The 15,024-nt window shown below is 74.6% G+C and carries 11 protein-coding genes; 8 read left to right on the forward strand and 3 right to left on the reverse strand.

From position 1 onward, the window contains the following. Positions 1 to 219 precede the first annotated feature (219 nt). The 6 genes from RDI86_RS07030 to RDI86_RS07055 all read left to right on the forward strand — a co-directional run bounded on the left by RDI86_RS07030 (position 220) and on the right by RDI86_RS07055 (position 7,503). Entirely contained in the window at positions 220 to 1,779 is a 1,560-nt protein-coding gene (locus RDI86_RS07030; protein ID WP_241005732.1) for an MFS transporter, read from the forward strand. Positions 1,780 to 1,876: 97 nt separating this feature from the next. Then, positions 1,877 to 3,766, forward strand: coding sequence for a metallophosphoesterase (locus tag RDI86_RS07035; RefSeq protein WP_308821025.1), 1,890 nt, complete (start codon positions 1,877 to 1,879; stop codon positions 3,764 to 3,766). Between the two features lie 54 nt (positions 3,767 to 3,820). Then, positions 3,821 to 4,525, forward strand: a complete 705-nt coding sequence (locus RDI86_RS07040) for a YceI family protein (protein WP_076405581.1) — start codon at positions 3,821 to 3,823, stop codon at positions 4,523 to 4,525. Between the two features lie 34 nt (positions 4,526 to 4,559). After that, positions 4,560 to 5,288, forward strand: a complete 729-nt coding sequence (locus tag RDI86_RS07045) for a metal-dependent transcriptional regulator (protein WP_061266759.1) — start codon at positions 4,560 to 4,562, stop codon at positions 5,286 to 5,288. Between the two features lie 115 nt (positions 5,289 to 5,403). Beyond that, positions 5,404 to 6,699, forward strand: a complete 1,296-nt coding sequence (locus RDI86_RS07050; protein ID WP_137281064.1) for an MFS transporter — start codon at positions 5,404 to 5,406, stop codon at positions 6,697 to 6,699. Positions 6,700 to 6,846: 147 nt separating this feature from the next. Then, complete coding sequence (locus RDI86_RS07055; RefSeq protein ID WP_240696681.1) at positions 6,847 to 7,503, forward strand: vitamin K epoxide reductase family protein; 657 nt, start codon at positions 6,847 to 6,849, stop codon at positions 7,501 to 7,503. A 33-nt stretch (positions 7,504 to 7,536) separates the two neighbouring features. On the opposite strand, the gene RDI86_RS07060 is transcribed toward RDI86_RS07055, so the two are convergent. Then, the gene (locus RDI86_RS07060; protein ID WP_051876945.1) at positions 7,537 to 7,983 is read right to left on the reverse strand and encodes a YbjQ family protein; all 447 of its coding nucleotides are present in this window, start codon (positions 7,981 to 7,983) and stop codon (positions 7,537 to 7,539) included. 67 nt (positions 7,984 to 8,050) lie between these two features. On the opposite strand from RDI86_RS07060, the gene leuS reads away from it, so the two are divergent. Further along, positions 8,051 to 11,050, forward strand: a complete 3,000-nt coding sequence (gene leuS, locus RDI86_RS07065; protein ID WP_374990522.1) for a leucine--tRNA ligase — start codon at positions 8,051 to 8,053, stop codon at positions 11,048 to 11,050. Positions 11,051 to 11,117: 67 nt separating this feature from the next. Here the strand turns inward: leuS and RDI86_RS07070 are convergent, their stop codons facing one another. Together RDI86_RS07070 and RDI86_RS07075 are read right to left on the reverse strand one after the other, a co-directional pair. Next, positions 11,118 to 12,023, reverse strand: coding sequence for a hypothetical protein (locus tag RDI86_RS07070; protein ID WP_076405577.1), 906 nt, complete (start codon positions 12,021 to 12,023; stop codon positions 11,118 to 11,120). Positions 12,024 to 12,167: 144 nt separating this feature from the next. After that, a complete protein-coding gene (locus RDI86_RS07075) occupies positions 12,168 to 14,048 on the reverse strand; it encodes a helicase HerA-like domain-containing protein (RefSeq protein WP_308821026.1) in 1,881 nt (626 codons plus the stop codon). Between the two features lie 84 nt (positions 14,049 to 14,132). On the opposite strand from RDI86_RS07075, the gene RDI86_RS07080 reads away from it, so the two are divergent. Next, a complete protein-coding gene (locus RDI86_RS07080) occupies positions 14,133 to 15,014 on the forward strand; it encodes a DegV family protein (protein ID WP_308821027.1) in 882 nt (293 codons plus the stop codon). Positions 15,015 to 15,024 lie beyond the last annotated feature (10 nt).

Raw genomic sequence — 15,024 nt, forward strand, 5'->3', positions numbered from 1 at the left:
GAGGGTAGTCGGCCCGTGCGGACCCGCAGGCCGGTGAGCCGCGAGCCCGCGGCCGGTGCGGGGGCGCCGGTCGGGGGAGGCGCCGCGGTGCGCAGCGTCACAGTCGAGGGCGGGATGACGGTGGCCCGCCCCGTCGTTACTATACCGTCTGGACGGTCTGGAAGTTCGGCGCCACCGCGTCGCCCCGGCCGCCCGGAAGACGTGGAAGGACCCCTCGCCGTGACGACCCCCGTGACGACGACCCCGACCGGGACCACCGCCCAGCACGAGCCCGCGACGCGTGGACCCGCGCGCGGCGCCGCCGGCCGCTGGTTCGCGCTCGCCGTGCTCATGCTCCCGGTGCTGCTCGTGTCGGTCGACAACACCGTGCTCAGCTTCGCGCTGCCCCAGATCTCCGAGTCGCTGCGCCCCACCGGGACGCAGCTGCTGTGGATCATCGACATCTACCCGCTCGTGCTCGCCGGTCTGCTCGTGCCGATGGGCTCGTTCGCCGACCGCGTCGGCCGCCGTCGGCTGCTCCTCACCGGTGCGGTGGGCTTCGCCGCCGTCTCCGTGGTCGCGGCCTACGCGCCCAGCGCCGGAGCGCTCGTCGCGTCGCGCGCCGCGCTCGGCTTCTTCGGCGCCATGCTCATGCCGTCGACGCTCTCGATCCTGCGCAACGTCTTCACCGACCGCGAGGAGCGCCGGCTCGCCATCGCCGTCTGGGCCGCCGGGTTCGCGGCCGGGTCCGCGCTCGGGCCGATCGTCGGCGGCTTCCTCCTCGAGCACTTCTGGTGGGGCTCGGTCTTCCTCCTCGCCGTCCCGGTGCTCGTGCTGCTGCTCGCGCTCGCGCCGTTCTTCGTGCCCGAGTCGCGCGACCCCGCGCCGGGCCGGATCGACGTCCTGTCGATCGTGCTCGTCATGGCGACCATGACCCCGGTCGTCTACGGCATCAAGACCTTCGCGAAGTCCGGCCCGAGCGTGGTCGCGCTCGCGAGCGTCGCCGTCGGGCTCGCCGCGGGCGTGCTGTTCGTGCGCCGTCAGCTCCACCGGTCCAACCCCATGATCGACGTGCGCCTCTTCACGCGCGGTGCCTTCAGCGGCGCGGTGCTCGTCAACCTGCTGTCCGTGTTCTCGCTCGTCGGCTTCCTGTTCTTCGTGTCGCAGGACGTCCAGCTCGTGCTCGGGCTCGGCCCGATGCAGGCCGGCGTCGCGCTCCTGCCGGGGCTGGTCGTCATGATCGTCGCCGGGCTCGGCGTTGTCCGGGTGGTGCGGCGCGTGCGCCCGGCGCACGTCGTCGCCGTCGCGCTGCTGTTCTCCGCGACGGGCTACGCGATCGTCGCCGCGGGCGCCGGGCAGAGCACGCTCGCGCTGCTCATGGTGGCGTTCGTCGTGCTCTCGCTCGGCGTGGGCGCGGCCGAGACCGTCTCGAACGACCTCATCGTGTCGTCCGTCCCCGCCGCGAAGGCGGGTGCCGCGTCCGCGATCTCCGAGACCGCGTACGAGGTGGGCGCCGTGCTCGGCACGGCGGTCCTGGGGAGCATCCTCACGGCGTCGTACCACGCGAACGTCGTCGTCCCGCAGGGCGTCCCCGCGGCCGACGCCGTCGCCGCGGCCGAGACGCTCGGCGGCGCGACCCAGGTCGCCTCGACCCTGCCCGCCGGGCAGGCGCAGGCGCTGCTCGACTCCGCGCACGCCGCGTTCGGCAGCGGCGTCGGCACGACGTCGCTCATCGGCGTGGTGCTCATGCTCGTCGCCGCGGGCGTGGCGCTCGTCACGCTGCGGGGCGCGAAGTCCTGACGGCGCGCCGCCTCGCGCGCCCCGCCGCACCCTCGCGGCGGGGCGCGCGGCGCTCGCGGTTGGCGACGAGAGCCGCGATCCGGGAGGCTGGGCGGTGATGAGCCGTCCGCACCGCACCCCGCCCCGCTGGGTCCGCTGGACCCTCGGCATCCTGCTCGCCCTCGTGCCGTGCGTCGTGTGGGGGGTCACGACGGCGACGGCCGAGCGCAGCCTCGGCCCGCACGAGGCGCTGTACGAGGTCACGACGAACGGCCTCGTCACCGTCGACCTCGGCCCGCTCGGGACGATCCAGATCGACTCGCCGCTGCCGCTCGGCCTGGGCGCCGACGTCACGGTCGAGGAGATCCCTGCCGACCTCACGGCCGTCGGGCAGGCAGACACGCTGGAGGGCCTGTCCCAGGACCTCGAGGACTACCTCCGCTTCTTCGGCGGCCCGCAGGAGACGATCGGCTCCGTCGCGCGCGCCCTCGTCGTCGACGCGCTGCGCCGCACGGGGTTCGCGATCCTCGTCGTCGCGGCCGTCGGTGCGGGTCTCTACCTCCTGCTCGGCCCGCCGCGCCGGCGCGAGCTCAGCGAGCGGGTCGCGCCGCGCACGTACGAGATCACGGCGGGCGTCGTGCTCGTCTCGCTCGTCGGGGCGTCGCTCGTCGCGAGCGACCCGGGCACGACGGCCGGGCCGTCCCAGCGCGCGTCCGCCGTGTTCGACGGGACCCCCCTCGAGGGCGCGCGCATCACCGGCCGGCTCGCGGGCGTCGTCGACACCTACGGCGCGATGCTCATCGACCTCTACCGCGAGAACGAGGACTTCTACGCGCGCGCGGACGCCCACCTCGTCGCGGCCTGGGACCGGCGCGACCGGATCCAGCGCCTCACCGCGCCGCGTCCCGCCGCGGCGGGCACGTCCGACGACCGAGCCTCCGACGAGCCGTCCGACGGCGCGTCCTCCGACGCGACGGGCGACGCCCCGGACGCGACGGAGGGGACGACGTCGGGCACGGACGACGGGACCGACGCGGGAGCCGACGAGCCCGGCGCGCCCGACGACGGCTCCGACAGCGAGACCGACACCGAGTCGGGCGACGGGCCGACGCCGCGGCCCGCCCCCGCGGCGGAGGAGGACCTCGTCACGCTCCTCGTGGTGAGCGACCTGCACTGCAACACCGGCATGGCCCCGCTCATCCGGACCGCGGTGGAGCGGTCGGGGGCGTCGGTCGTCCTCAACGCCGGCGACACCACGATGAACGGCACGGCCGTCGAGTCGTTCTGCGTCGACTCGTTCGCCTCCGCGGTGCCGAAGGGCGTGACGATGGTCGTCGCCGACGGCAACCACGACAGCGTCGAGACCTCGGCGCAGGAGCGCGCGAACGGCCAGACCGTCCTGGACGGCAAGGTCGTCGAGGTCGAGGGGATCCGCATCCTCGGCGACCGCGACCCGCTCGAGACGCGGCTCGGGCTCGGCAGCCAGCCGCCCCGCGAGGAGACGCCGGAGGAGTACGCGGCCCGGCTGACCGAGGTCGCGTGCGCCGAGCAGGAGGGCGGCGACCCGATCGACCTCCTCCTCATCCACACGCCCCGCATGGGGAACGAGGCGATCGACTCCGGCTGCGTCCCGAACCAGGTCTCCGGGCACATGCACACCCGGTCCGGTCCGGAGCGGACGGGCGGGGGCGTCCGGTACGTGAGCGGGAGCACCGCGGGCGCGGTCAAGGACCAGCTCCGCATCGGCCCGCTCAAGGGCACCGCGGAGATGACGGTGCTGCGCTTCGACCCCGAGCGGCGGCGCATCGTCGACTGGCAGCTCGTGCAGATCGGGACGGACGAGTCCGCGAAGGTCTGGCCGCGGATCGCGTGGCCCACGCCGTCGGGCGAGCCGGTCGTCGGGGAGCCCGACGAGGACGGCACCGAGGTCGGCACCGAGAGCGACGTGCCCGACGGCGACGCGCCCGTCGACGCCCCGGCCGGGGGTGAACCCGCGGGCGAGGGCTGAGCCGTTGCGCGTCGGTGCTCGCCGCGCGCTGCGCGGCACGGCAGGATGGGGCGTATGAGCAGGTCGACGCGCTGGATCGTCGTGTCGGTGGTCCTCGCGCTCGTCGTGGTGCTCCTCGCCCCGTTCGTGTACTCGGAGGTGCAGGAGGGCCGCACCCCGCCCCCGCTGGGTCTGCAGTCGCCGGGGGAGGAGACGGCGTCCGCGGCCCCGGCCGCGCCCGGGCCCTTCGACGTGGACGGCGAGTGGGTCGTCGCGCCGGGCTCCGAGGCGGGCTTCCGCGCGGACGTCCTCGACGTCCCGGCGGACGAGGCGGTGCTCCTCGGCACCACGCCGGACGTCACCGGCACGCTGCGCGTCGCGGACGGGGAGCTGCAGACCGCGACGGTGACCGTCGCGACGACCGCGCTCCGCACCGGGTCGTCCGTCGCGGACCGCCAGCTCCAGCAGGCGCTCGAGACGGACCTGTACCCGACCACGCTCTTCTCGCTCACCTCGCCGCTCGACGTGAGCGAGCTCGCGGCCACCGACGAGACGGTCCGGCTCCAGGCCGCGGGGGCGCTGACGATCCGCGACGAGACCCAGGCCGTGACGGTCGCGCTCGACGTGCAGCGGTCGGGCCAGGGGGTGCTCGCGACCGGGGCGATCGGCGTGCGCTTCTCCGACTTCGGCATCGCGGTGCCGCCCGACGCGCCCGTGCAGGTGCGCGACGAGGGGACGGTCGAGGTGCGGCTCGAGCTCGTCCGGTCCGCGACCCCCTGAGCCCCCGCCGGACGCCGTGACCTAGGGTGGTCGGGTGGACCACCCGACCGACCTGACGCCCGTCGCCCAGGACTACCTCAAGGTCGTCTGGGCCGCTCAGGAGTGGGCGGACGAGCGCGTGACGACGAAGCTCCTCGCCGAGCGCATCGGCGTCGGGGCCTCGACCGTCTCCGAGACGGTCCGGCGGCTCAGCGCCCAGGGTCTGCTCGAGCACGCGCCGTACGGCGCGATCACGCTCACCGAGCGCGGCCGCAGCCTCGCGCTCGCGATGGTGCGCCGCCACCGGCTCCTCGAGACGTACCTCGTGTCCGAGCTCGGCTACGGGTGGGACGAGGTCCACGACGAGGCGGAGGTGCTCGAGCACGCGGTCTCCGACCTGCTCATCGAGCGCATCGACGCGCGCCTCGGGCACCCCACGCGCGACCCGCACGGCGACCCGATCCCCGGCGCCGACGGGACCGTCGTCCGCCCGCCCGCGGTCCCGCTCGCGGAGCTCGTCGTCGGCGACCGCGGCACGGTGGTGCGGATCTCCGACGCCGACCCCGACGTGCTGCGCTACCTCGCCGAGATCGGCGTCGGCCTCGACACGGGCGTCGAGGTCCGCGAGCGCCGCGAGTACGCGGGCATCCTCTCGGTCGTCTGGTCGCCGCCGGCGGAGGGCGTCGAGCCGGTGCCGGAAGGTCGCCCGGCGGCGCCCGCCCAGCTCGGTCTGCGCGCGGCGGACCACGTGTGGGTCGTGCGCGCCGAGCCCGTCTCCGCCTAGACTGGTCACCTGCCCTTCTTCTCGTCGCCGATGTCGCCGACCGGGCTCGAATCGATTCGACAACTCCGCTCCGAGCCGCTCGCCCGACCATCCCGACCGACGCACGAGGACACCCATGACCGACGCCACCCCGTCCGCACCGCCGTCGGACGCCCCTGAGCCGCGCGACGCCGGCCGCTTGCGCGACGCCGGCCGCCTGCGCGGCGCCGGGCCCGCGCTGCTCGCGCTCGCGATGGGCGGCTTCACCATCGGGACGACCGAGTTCGCGACCATGGGGCTCCTGTCCGACATCGCGACCGACCTCGGCACGTCCATCCCGACCGCCGGCCACGCGATCACGGCCTACGCCGTCGGGGTCGTCGTCGGTGCGCCGCTGCTCACCGTCGCCGCGGCACGCGTGCCGCGCAAGACGCTCCTCCTCGCGCTCATGGCGTTCTACACGCTCGGGAACCTCTTCTCCGCCACGGCGGGGAGCATCGAGACCCTCGTCGCCGGGCGCTTCCTCGCCGGGCTGCCGCACGGCGCGTTCTTCGGCGTCGGGGCGGCGGTGGGCGCGGCCGTCGCGGGTCCTGGCCGCCGGGGCCGCGCCGTCGCGACGATGATGGCGGGCCTGACGATCGCGAACGTCGTCGGTGTCCCTCTCTCCACGTTCGCCGGGCAGCAGCTCGGCTGGCGGGCCGCGTTCGTCGTGGTCGGGGCGCTCGGGCTCGTGACGCTCCTGGCGCTGTGGCGGCTGATCCCCGCCGGGGCGGGCAACGAGGACACGAGCGTGCGGCGCGAGCTCGGCGCCCTGCGCAACGGCCCGCTGTGGACGGGGTTCGTCGGCGCCGCGATCGGGTTCGGCGGCATGTTCGCCGTGTACTCCTACGTCGAGCCGACCGTCACGCGCGTCACCGGGCTCGCGTCCGGCGCGGTGCCGCTCGTGCTCGCGATCTTCGGCGTCGGCATGACGGTCGGGACGGTGCTCGGCGGCCGGCTCGCCGACCGCTCGGTGATGCGCACCGTGTACCTCGGGTTCGTGTCGACCGGGGCGATGCTCGCCCTCTTCGCGCTCACCGGGCAGCACCCCGTCCCGGCCGTGCTGTCGCTGTTCCTCCTCGGCGTCACGTCGCAGATCCTCGGCCTGTCGCTCCAGACGCGGCTCATGGACCTGTCGCCGTCGGCGCCGTCGCTCGGTGCGGCGCTGTGCCACTCCGCGCTCAACGTCGGCAACGCCAACGGGGCGTTCCTCGGCGGGCTCGTCATCGCCGCCGGCTGGGGCTACCTCGCGCCCGCCTGGACGGGCGTCGTGCTCACCGTGGCCGGCCTCACCATCATCCTCGTCGCCGGTCGCCGCCCCGCGGGCGTCGTGGTCGCCACGCTGCCCGACGACGCGCACGCGCCGTCGGCGGCCGTCGCGCCGCCGCGGTAGCCCGCCGACCGACCGAGGTGGCGCCCGTGCGGTGGTCCGGTGTCTCCCAGCCAGGTCCCAGCGGGGCGCGGTAGGTTGTGCCGTGCGCGCACCGCCGTGCGCGCCGTCACGTCCGGCGGGAGCCGGTGACCCACGAGGAGCGTCCCCGTGAGCAAGAGCGCCACCGCCGGTGCGAACGTGTCCGCCGGGCCCGACGACGAGCTGCTGCCCGCGTCCGGCCCCCGCCCGATCAGGCCGCGCACGATGGGCTGGCTGCTCGTCGTGCTGGGCGCGATCGGCCTCGCCGGCTCGGCGGCGCTCGCGATCGAGAAGTACCTCAAGCTCGCCGACCCGGGTCACGTCGCCTCGTGCAGCGTCAACGCCCTGCTCGACTGCGGCGACGCGATGGACTCGTGGCAGGGCGCGCTCCTGGGCTTCCCCAACCCATTGCTCGGGATCGCGGCGTTCCCCGTGGTGATCACCACGGGCGTGGTCCTGCTGGCGGGCGCCCGCCTGCCGCGCTGGTACTGGCTCGCGCTCCTCGGCGGGACGACGCTCGGCATGGGCCTGATCGTCTTCCTCATGTGGACGACGATGTACGCGATCTCCGCGATGTGCCCCTACTGCATGGTCGTGTGGTTCGCCATGATCCCGCTGTTCTGGTACCAGGTGGTCCACGCCGTGCAGGAGGGCTACCTGCCCGCGGGCGAGGGCGTGCGCCGCACCCTCGTCCGCAACCGGAACCTGTTCCTGGCGATCGCCTACGTCGCGCTCGTCGCGTGGATCGTGCTGGTCAAGGGCCCGATCATCGTCTCGCTGTTCTGACCGGCGCCGCCGCGCCGGTGGTGCCGTGTCGCGTCAGCGCCAGGCCGGCTGGTCCGGCGCGGCGTCCTGCGGGTAGCCGTGGCCGCCCGGCTGCGGGGGAGCGGACGGCCCACCCTGGGCCTGGTGGGCGGACTGCGCCGTCGCGCCGGGCTGGCCCGCGGCGAGCGGGCTGACGACGACGGCCGTGCCGTACGCGCACACCTCCGAGAACGACGCCGCGATCTCGCCGGTGTCGAAGCGCATCCCGACGACGGCGTTGGCCCCGCGGCGCTGCGCCTCCTGCACCATGCGGTGCATGACCTCCTGGCGCGACTCGTAGACGAGCTGCGTGTACTCCTTGACCTCCCCGCCCCCGATCGAGCGGAAGGACGCGACGAAGTTCGCCCCGAGGTTGGCGCTGCGCACGGTCATGCCCATGACCTCGCCGAGCACCGCGTCGATGCGGTAGCCGGGCACGTCGTTGGTCGTCACGATGATCACGCCGCACATCCTCGCACGGGGCGGACGGCCGCCGTCGGGCCGTGCGACGGCCGGTAAACTCGGCCGGGTGACCACGCCTGACACGACCTCGATCCCGCACGCCCCGGACGCCCCCGCCGCGGGCGGCCCCGCCCACCGCTACACGCCGGCGCTCGCGGAGCAGATCGAGCTCAAGTGGCAGGAGCTCTGGGAGCAGCGCGGCACGTTCTGGGCCGCGAACCCCACGGGCGACCTGACGGACGGCGAGGGCGACGGCCCCGAGGGCGCGAGCCCGTACTTCATCATGGACATGTTCCCGTACCCGTCGGGCGCGGGCCTGCACGTGGGGCACCCCCTCGGGTACATCGCGACGGACGTCGTGGGCCGGTTCCGGCGCATGCGCGGCGAGAACGTGCTGCACGCCCTCGGCTACGACGCGTTCGGCCTGCCCGCCGAGCAGTACGCGGTGCAGACGGGGCAGCACCCGCGCGTGACCACCGAGGCGAACATCGCCAACATGCGTCGGCAGCTGCGACGCCTCGGGCTCGCGCACGACTCGCGCCGCACGTTCGCGACGATCGACCCCGAGTACGTGCGCTGGACGCAGTGGATCTTCCTGCAGATCTTCGACTCCTGGTACGACCCCGAGGCCCTGCGCCCCGACGGTGGTCGTGGCCGCGCGCGCCGCATCGCCGAGCTCGAGGCCGAGCTCGCGTCCGGTGCCCGGCCGGTGCCGGGCGGCGTCGAGGGCGTCGAGGAGGGGGCCGACTGGGCGACCCTCACGCCCCAGCAGCGCCGCGCCGTCGTCGACGCGCAGCGCCTCGCGTACGTGGACGAGTCGCCCGTGAACTGGGCCCCCGGCCTGGGCACGGTCCTCGCGAACGAGGAGGTCACCGCCGACGGCCGCTCGGAGCGCGGGAACTTCCCCGTGTTCCAGCGCAGCCTGCGCCAGTGGAAGATGCGCATCACCGCGTACGCCGACCGCCTCGCGGACGACCTGGACCTCATCGACTGGCCCGAGAAGGTCACGGCGATGCAGCGCAACTGGATCGGTCGCAGCGAGGGCGCGCTCGTGCGGTTCGCCGTGCTCGGCACGCCCGACGGGGCGAACGACGCTGCGGCGGAGTCCGGCGCGGAGGTCGAGGTCTTCACGACGCGCCCGGACACGCTGTTCGGCGCGACGTTCATGGTCGTCTCGCCCGAGCACCCGCTGCTCGACGAGGTCCCGGCGCACTGGCCGGACGGCACGTCGAGCGCGTGGACGGGCGGGCACCGCTCGCCGGTCGAGGCCGTCGCGGCGTACCGCCGCGAGGCCGCCGCGAAGACCGCTGTCGAGCGCCAGGCCGACGCCGGCAAGAAGACGGGCGTGTTCACGGGGCACCTCGCGGTGAACCCCGTGAACGGCCAGGCGATCCCGGTCTTCACCGCCGACTACGTGCTCATGGGCTACGGCACGGGCGCGATCATGGCCGTCCCCGGTGGCGACGAGCGTGACTTCGCGTTCGCCGAGGCGTTCGGGCTGCCGGTCGTGCGCACGGTCGAGCCAGCGGACGGGCTGCCGGAGGACTTCACGGGCCCGTACACGGGCGACGGCGTGGTCGTCGGCTCGGCGAACGACGAGATCTCGCTCGATGGGCTCGACGTGCCCGAGGCGAAGCGCCGCATCACCGAGTGGCTCGTGGGCAAGGGCATCGGCGAGGGCACGACGACGTACCGCCTGCGCGACTGGCTGTTCAGCCGCCAGCGCTACTGGGGCGAGCCGTTCCCCATCGTCTGGGACGAGAACGACCAGCCCGTCGCGATCCCCGACGCTCTGCTGCCCGTCGACCTGCCGGACGTCCCCGACTACGCGCCCCGCACGTTCGACGCGGACGACGCCGACTCGTCGCCCGAGGCGCCGCTGGGCCGCAACGACGAGTGGGTCAACGTCACGCTCGACCTTGGCGACGGGCCGAAGCAGTACCGCCGCGACACGAACACGATGCCCAACTGGGCCGGGTCGTGCTGGTACTACCTGCGCTACCTCGACCCGCAGTGGGACGGCGGCGACCAGGACACGGTCGTCGACCCCGAGCTCGAGCGCTACTGGATGGGCCCGGAGCACAACCCGAGCGCGGGCCGCGCCGGGGGCGTGGACCTGTACGTCGGCGGTGTCGAGCACGCCGTGCTGCACCTGCTCTACGCGCGGTTCTGGCACAAGGTCCTCTACGACCTGGGCCACGTGTCGAGCGTCGAGCCGTTCCACAAGCTGTTCAACCAGGGCTACGTCCAGGCGTACGCCTTCACCGACGCGCGCGGCCAGTACGTGCCCGCCACCGAGGTCACGGAGGAGCCCGCGCCCGACGGCTCGGGCGAGGTCGTGTACCGCTGGAACGGCGAGGTCGTGCAGCGCGAGTACGGGAAGATGGGCAAGTCGCTCAAGAACGTCGTCACGCCCGACGAGATGTACGCCGAGTACGGCGCCGACACGTTCCGCGTGTACGAGATGTCGATGGGCCCGCTCGACCTGTCGCGCCCGTGGGAGACGCGCGCCGTCGTCGGGTCGCAGCGGTTCCTGCAGCGCCTGTGGCGCAACGTCGTCTCCGAGGAGACGGGCGAGGTGACGGTCGTCGACGAGCCGGCGTCGCCCGAGACGCTGCGCGCCGTGCACCGGGCGATCGCCGACGTCCGCGTCGAGATGGAGCACATGCGCCCCAACACGGCCATCGCGAAGCTCATCACGCTGAACAACCACCTCACGTCGCTCGACCGCGTGCCGCGCGAGGCCGTCGAGCCGCTCGTGCTCATGACCGCGCCCGTCGCGCCGCACATCGCGGAGGAGCTGTGGGAGCGCCTGGGCCACGAGCGCTCGCTCGCGCACGAGCCCTTCCCGACGGCGGACGAGCGCTACCTCGTCGAGGACACCGTGACGTGCATCGTGCAGGTCAAGGGCAAGGTCCGCGGCCGGCTCGAGGTGCCGCCGTCGATCTCGGAGGAGGACCTCACGGCCGCCGCGCTCGCCGAGCCGAACGTCGTGCGCGCGATCGACGGCGCCGAGGTCCGCAAGGTGATCGTCCGCGCCCCGAAGCTGGTCAACATCGTCGTCTGACGACCCGACTCGCTGAGTGCATGAAATCGTCGCGTGCCGGGCGCTCGGACGCGACGATTTCATGCACTCACGGGTAGCCCGGTGCCAGACGGCGTCGTCGCGCCTCGCGGACCCGGCGCACCAGGCGCTCGGGGAAGCGGAGCACGTCGTCGGCCGTCGCCGTGACGATGATCCAGCCGGCGTCCTCGAGCCGCTGGCGCCGCTCGACGTCCCGTCGCCACGTCGCGGGGTCGGTCCGGTGCACGTCGCCGTCGTACTCGATCGCGATGCGCAGCCGCGGGTAGGAGAGGTCGGGGAGAGCGAGGAAGCGGCCGGCGTCGTCGCGTGCCGGGACGTTCACGTGCGGGCACGGCAGACCGGCCTGGACCAGGAGGAGCCGGGTGCGCGTCTCCATGCTGGAGTCCGTCCCCGGCCGGACGAGGTCGATCGCCTCACGGCACCGCGCGATGCCGCGCATCTTGAACGTCGCGTCCGTCAGTCTCCGGAGCTCTCGGACGGTCGTCGCCGGGGCGTCCCGCCGCGTCATCGCGTCCGCGAGCACGACGACGTCGTCCGGCGGCAGGGTGTGCGCGAGGTGGAGCCAGGTCTGGGCCGCGGACGTGACGAGGAGCCCGTGGGCGGTGGTCAGGGTCAGGGCGGACTGACCGCAGTAGTGCGCGACGACGTTCGACCGCTGGGGGCGCTGCCGTCGCTGCGGCGCGACGACGTGGACGCGGTCGTCGTCGGTCAGGCGCCAGGGAACCTCGACACCGAGCAGACGCAGCGCGGTGACGTGGCTGAACGCGGTGCCTGCCGGGAGGACGCGGGCCGCGGCGGTGCAGAGGTCGACGACGGACCTGAGGCTTCCGCGCGGGACGCGCACCCCGGCGAACGGAGCCTCGAACGAAGGGCTGCGCAGCGACGCCGGTGTCATGCCGAACGTCTGCGCCGTGCGCGTGCGGAAGGGGCCGGACGGGCTGGAGACGGTCACCATGCGCACCGAGCGTGCCCGCGCCGCCGCGGAGAGGAAACCGGCGCGCGCGAAGCTGTGGACAGCCCCGCCGTGAGTGCATGAAACAGTCGCGCTGAACCGGTTGCGGCGCGACTGTTTCATGCACTCAGCGGGAGGGGTGGGGGGTCAGCGGCGGCGGGTGCCGAAGATGGTGCGGGTGAGCTCGCGCCCGAGCTGGGTGCCCGCCGAGCGGAGGAACGAGTCGAGCGGGCTCGACGACCGCGACCGGGAGGACCCGGACGAGCGCGAGGGCCCCGTCGCGGCCTCGCGCTCGAGCTTCGCCCGCATCTTCTCCAGCTCGGCCTGCTCCTTCTTCGCCGCACGCTCGGCCTCCTGGGCGGCCTGCTTCGCCGCCTTCTCCTGCGCGGCGGCCTCGGCCTCGGCCGCGTCGGCGGCGGCGCGTGCCGCCGCCTGCTCCTGGACGCGCACCTGGAGGAGCTCGAACGCGGACTCGGCGTCGACGGCGGTGCCGTACCGGGCCGTCGCGGGCGAGGCCGCCACGATGCCGTCGAGCACGGACGCCGGGGCGGGGTCCATCGACGACTGCGGCGCACGGACCCGTGTCCACGCCACCGGGGCGGGCGCGCCCTTCTCGGTGAGCACCGTGACGACGGCCTCGCCCGTCCCGAGCGACTGCAGCAGCCGTTCGAGGTCGTACGGCGACGTGGGGTAGGTGCGCACCGCCGCTCGCAGGGCCGCGGCGTCGTCCGGCGTGAAAGCGCGCAACGCGTGCTGGACGCGGTTCCCGAGCTGCGCGAGCACGTCGGCGGGGACGTCCTTCGGGCTCTGCGTCACGAAGAACACGCCGACGCCCTTGGACCGCACGAGGCGCACCGTCTGCACGACCTGCTGGAGGAACTCCTTCGACGCGCCGGTGAACAGCAGGTGCGCCTCGTCGAAGAAGAACACGAGCCGCGGCTTCTCGACGTCGCCCACCTCGGGCAGCTCCTGGAAGAGGTCGGCGAGCAGCCACATGAGGAAGGTCGAGAACAGCGCCGGACGGTCCTGCACCGCGGGGAGCTCGAGCGCCGAGACGACGCCCCGCCCGTCGGGCGTCGTGCGCAGCAGCTCCGACGTCGCGAACGCCGGCTCGCCGAAGAACACGTCCGCGCCCTGCGCCTGGAGCGCGACGATCTCGCGCAGGATCACGCCGGCCGTCGCGCCCGACACGCCGCCGATGCCCCGGAGCTCGGCCTTGCCCTCGTCGGACGTCAGGTACGCGATGGTGGCCCGGAGGTCCTTGAGGTCCAGCAGCGCGAGGCCCTGCGCGTCGGCCCAGTGGAAGATGAGCCCGAGGCTCGACTCCTGCGTCTCGTTGAGGCCGAGCACCTTGGCGAGCAGGAGCGGGCCGAAGTCCGCGACCGTCGTCCGGATCGGCACCCCGGTGCCGAGGCCGCCGAGCGAGTACACCTCGACGGGGTACGCCGTCGGGCTCCACTCCTGGCCGATCGACGCCGCGCGCTCCACGATCTTCGCGGACGACGTGCCCGGCACGGCGAGCCCCGACAGGTCGCCCTTGACGTCGGCGAGGAACACGGGGACGCCCGCCGCCGACAGGCCCTCCGCCATGCCCTGGAGCGTCTTCGTCTTGCCGGTGCCCGTCGCGCCCGCGACGAGCCCGTGCCGGTTGAGCATCGAGAGCGCGAACCCCACCTGGACGTCCGCGCGGGGGGCCGGGTCGCCGCCCTCCGCGCCCTCCAGCAGCGCGCCGAGCGGGAGCGTGCCGCCGGCGTACGCGTAGCCCGCCGCGACCTGCGCGGCGTACCCGCCCGCGGGGGGCGCCGCGTCCGGGGCGGGGTCGGTCGGCTCCGGCAGGGGCGGTGCGTCCGTCGCCGCCGTGCCGGCCGGGGAGGCCTCGCCCGAGGGAGCCCCGGCGGCCGCCTCGGCGGCTTCGAGCGCCGCCCGGGCCGCCGCGGCGCGCGCCTCGGCCGCCTCCGCGGCGGCCTGCGCGGCGGCGGCGCGCAGGGCGGCGAGCTCGGACGGGGACGGTGGGGCGTCGTCGGCCATGCTCGGATCGTAGGGTCGGGCCCGCGGGGGCGCAGCCGGGCCGGGATGCGCAGGGCGGCGAGCACGCCGTAAGGTGGCGCGGCCATGACCGACCACCGCGTGCACGTCGTCACCGACTCCACGGCCTCCCTGCCCCCCGGGCCCGACGAGCGGCTGCGCACCGTCCCCCTGCACGTGATCGTCGACGACGAGTCGCACCTGGAGGGCGTCGGCCTCACCGCCGAGGACGTCGCGGCGCACCTCCAGGCGGGCCACCGGGTGACCACCTCGCAGCCGACGCCGCGCGCGTTCGGCGAGGCGTATGCCGCGGCGGCCGCGGCCGGCGCACGCGAGATCGTCTCCGTCCACCTCTCGGCGCAGCTGTCGGGCACGGTGCACGCGGCGGCGCTCGCAGCCGCAGACGCCCCCGTCCCCGTGCGGGTCGTGGACTCGCGGACCGTCGCGATGGGGCTCGGCTTCGCCGCGCGCGAGGCGGCGGCGGCCGCAGCGGCCGGGGCGGGGTCGGACGTCGTCGCGCGGCGGGCGATCGAGGTCGCCGACGCGAGCCGTGCCGTCTTCCTCGTCGACTCGCTCGACCACCTGCGCCGCGGCGGCCGTCTCAGCGCGGCCTCGGCCGCGCTCGGGACGGTGCTCGGTGTCCGCCCGCTGCTGGCGGTGCGTGACGGCAGGATCGACGTCGTGCAGAAGGTCCGGACCCGGTCCGCCGCCGTCGAGCGGCTCACGACGGTCGCCGTGGAGTCCGCGGGTCGCCGCGCGCGGCCCGCGCTCGCGGTCCACCACGTCGGGGACGACGACGGCGCCGACCGGCTCGCCGTGGCGCTCACCGAGCGCACCGGCCTGGACGTCGTCGTGACGCCGGTGAGCGCGGTGCTCGGGGCACACGTCGGCCCGGGCGTGCTCGCCGTCGTGGTCGCGGACCTCGCCGACCGCGGCTCCGGGGTGGGAGACCTCTCGGCGACGATCTGAGGTCCCGACG

It is taken from the genome of Cellulosimicrobium sp. XJ-DQ-B-000 (assembly GCF_031119065.1).
GTDB lineage: Bacteria > Actinomycetota > Actinomycetes > Actinomycetales > Cellulomonadaceae > Cellulosimicrobium > Cellulosimicrobium funkei.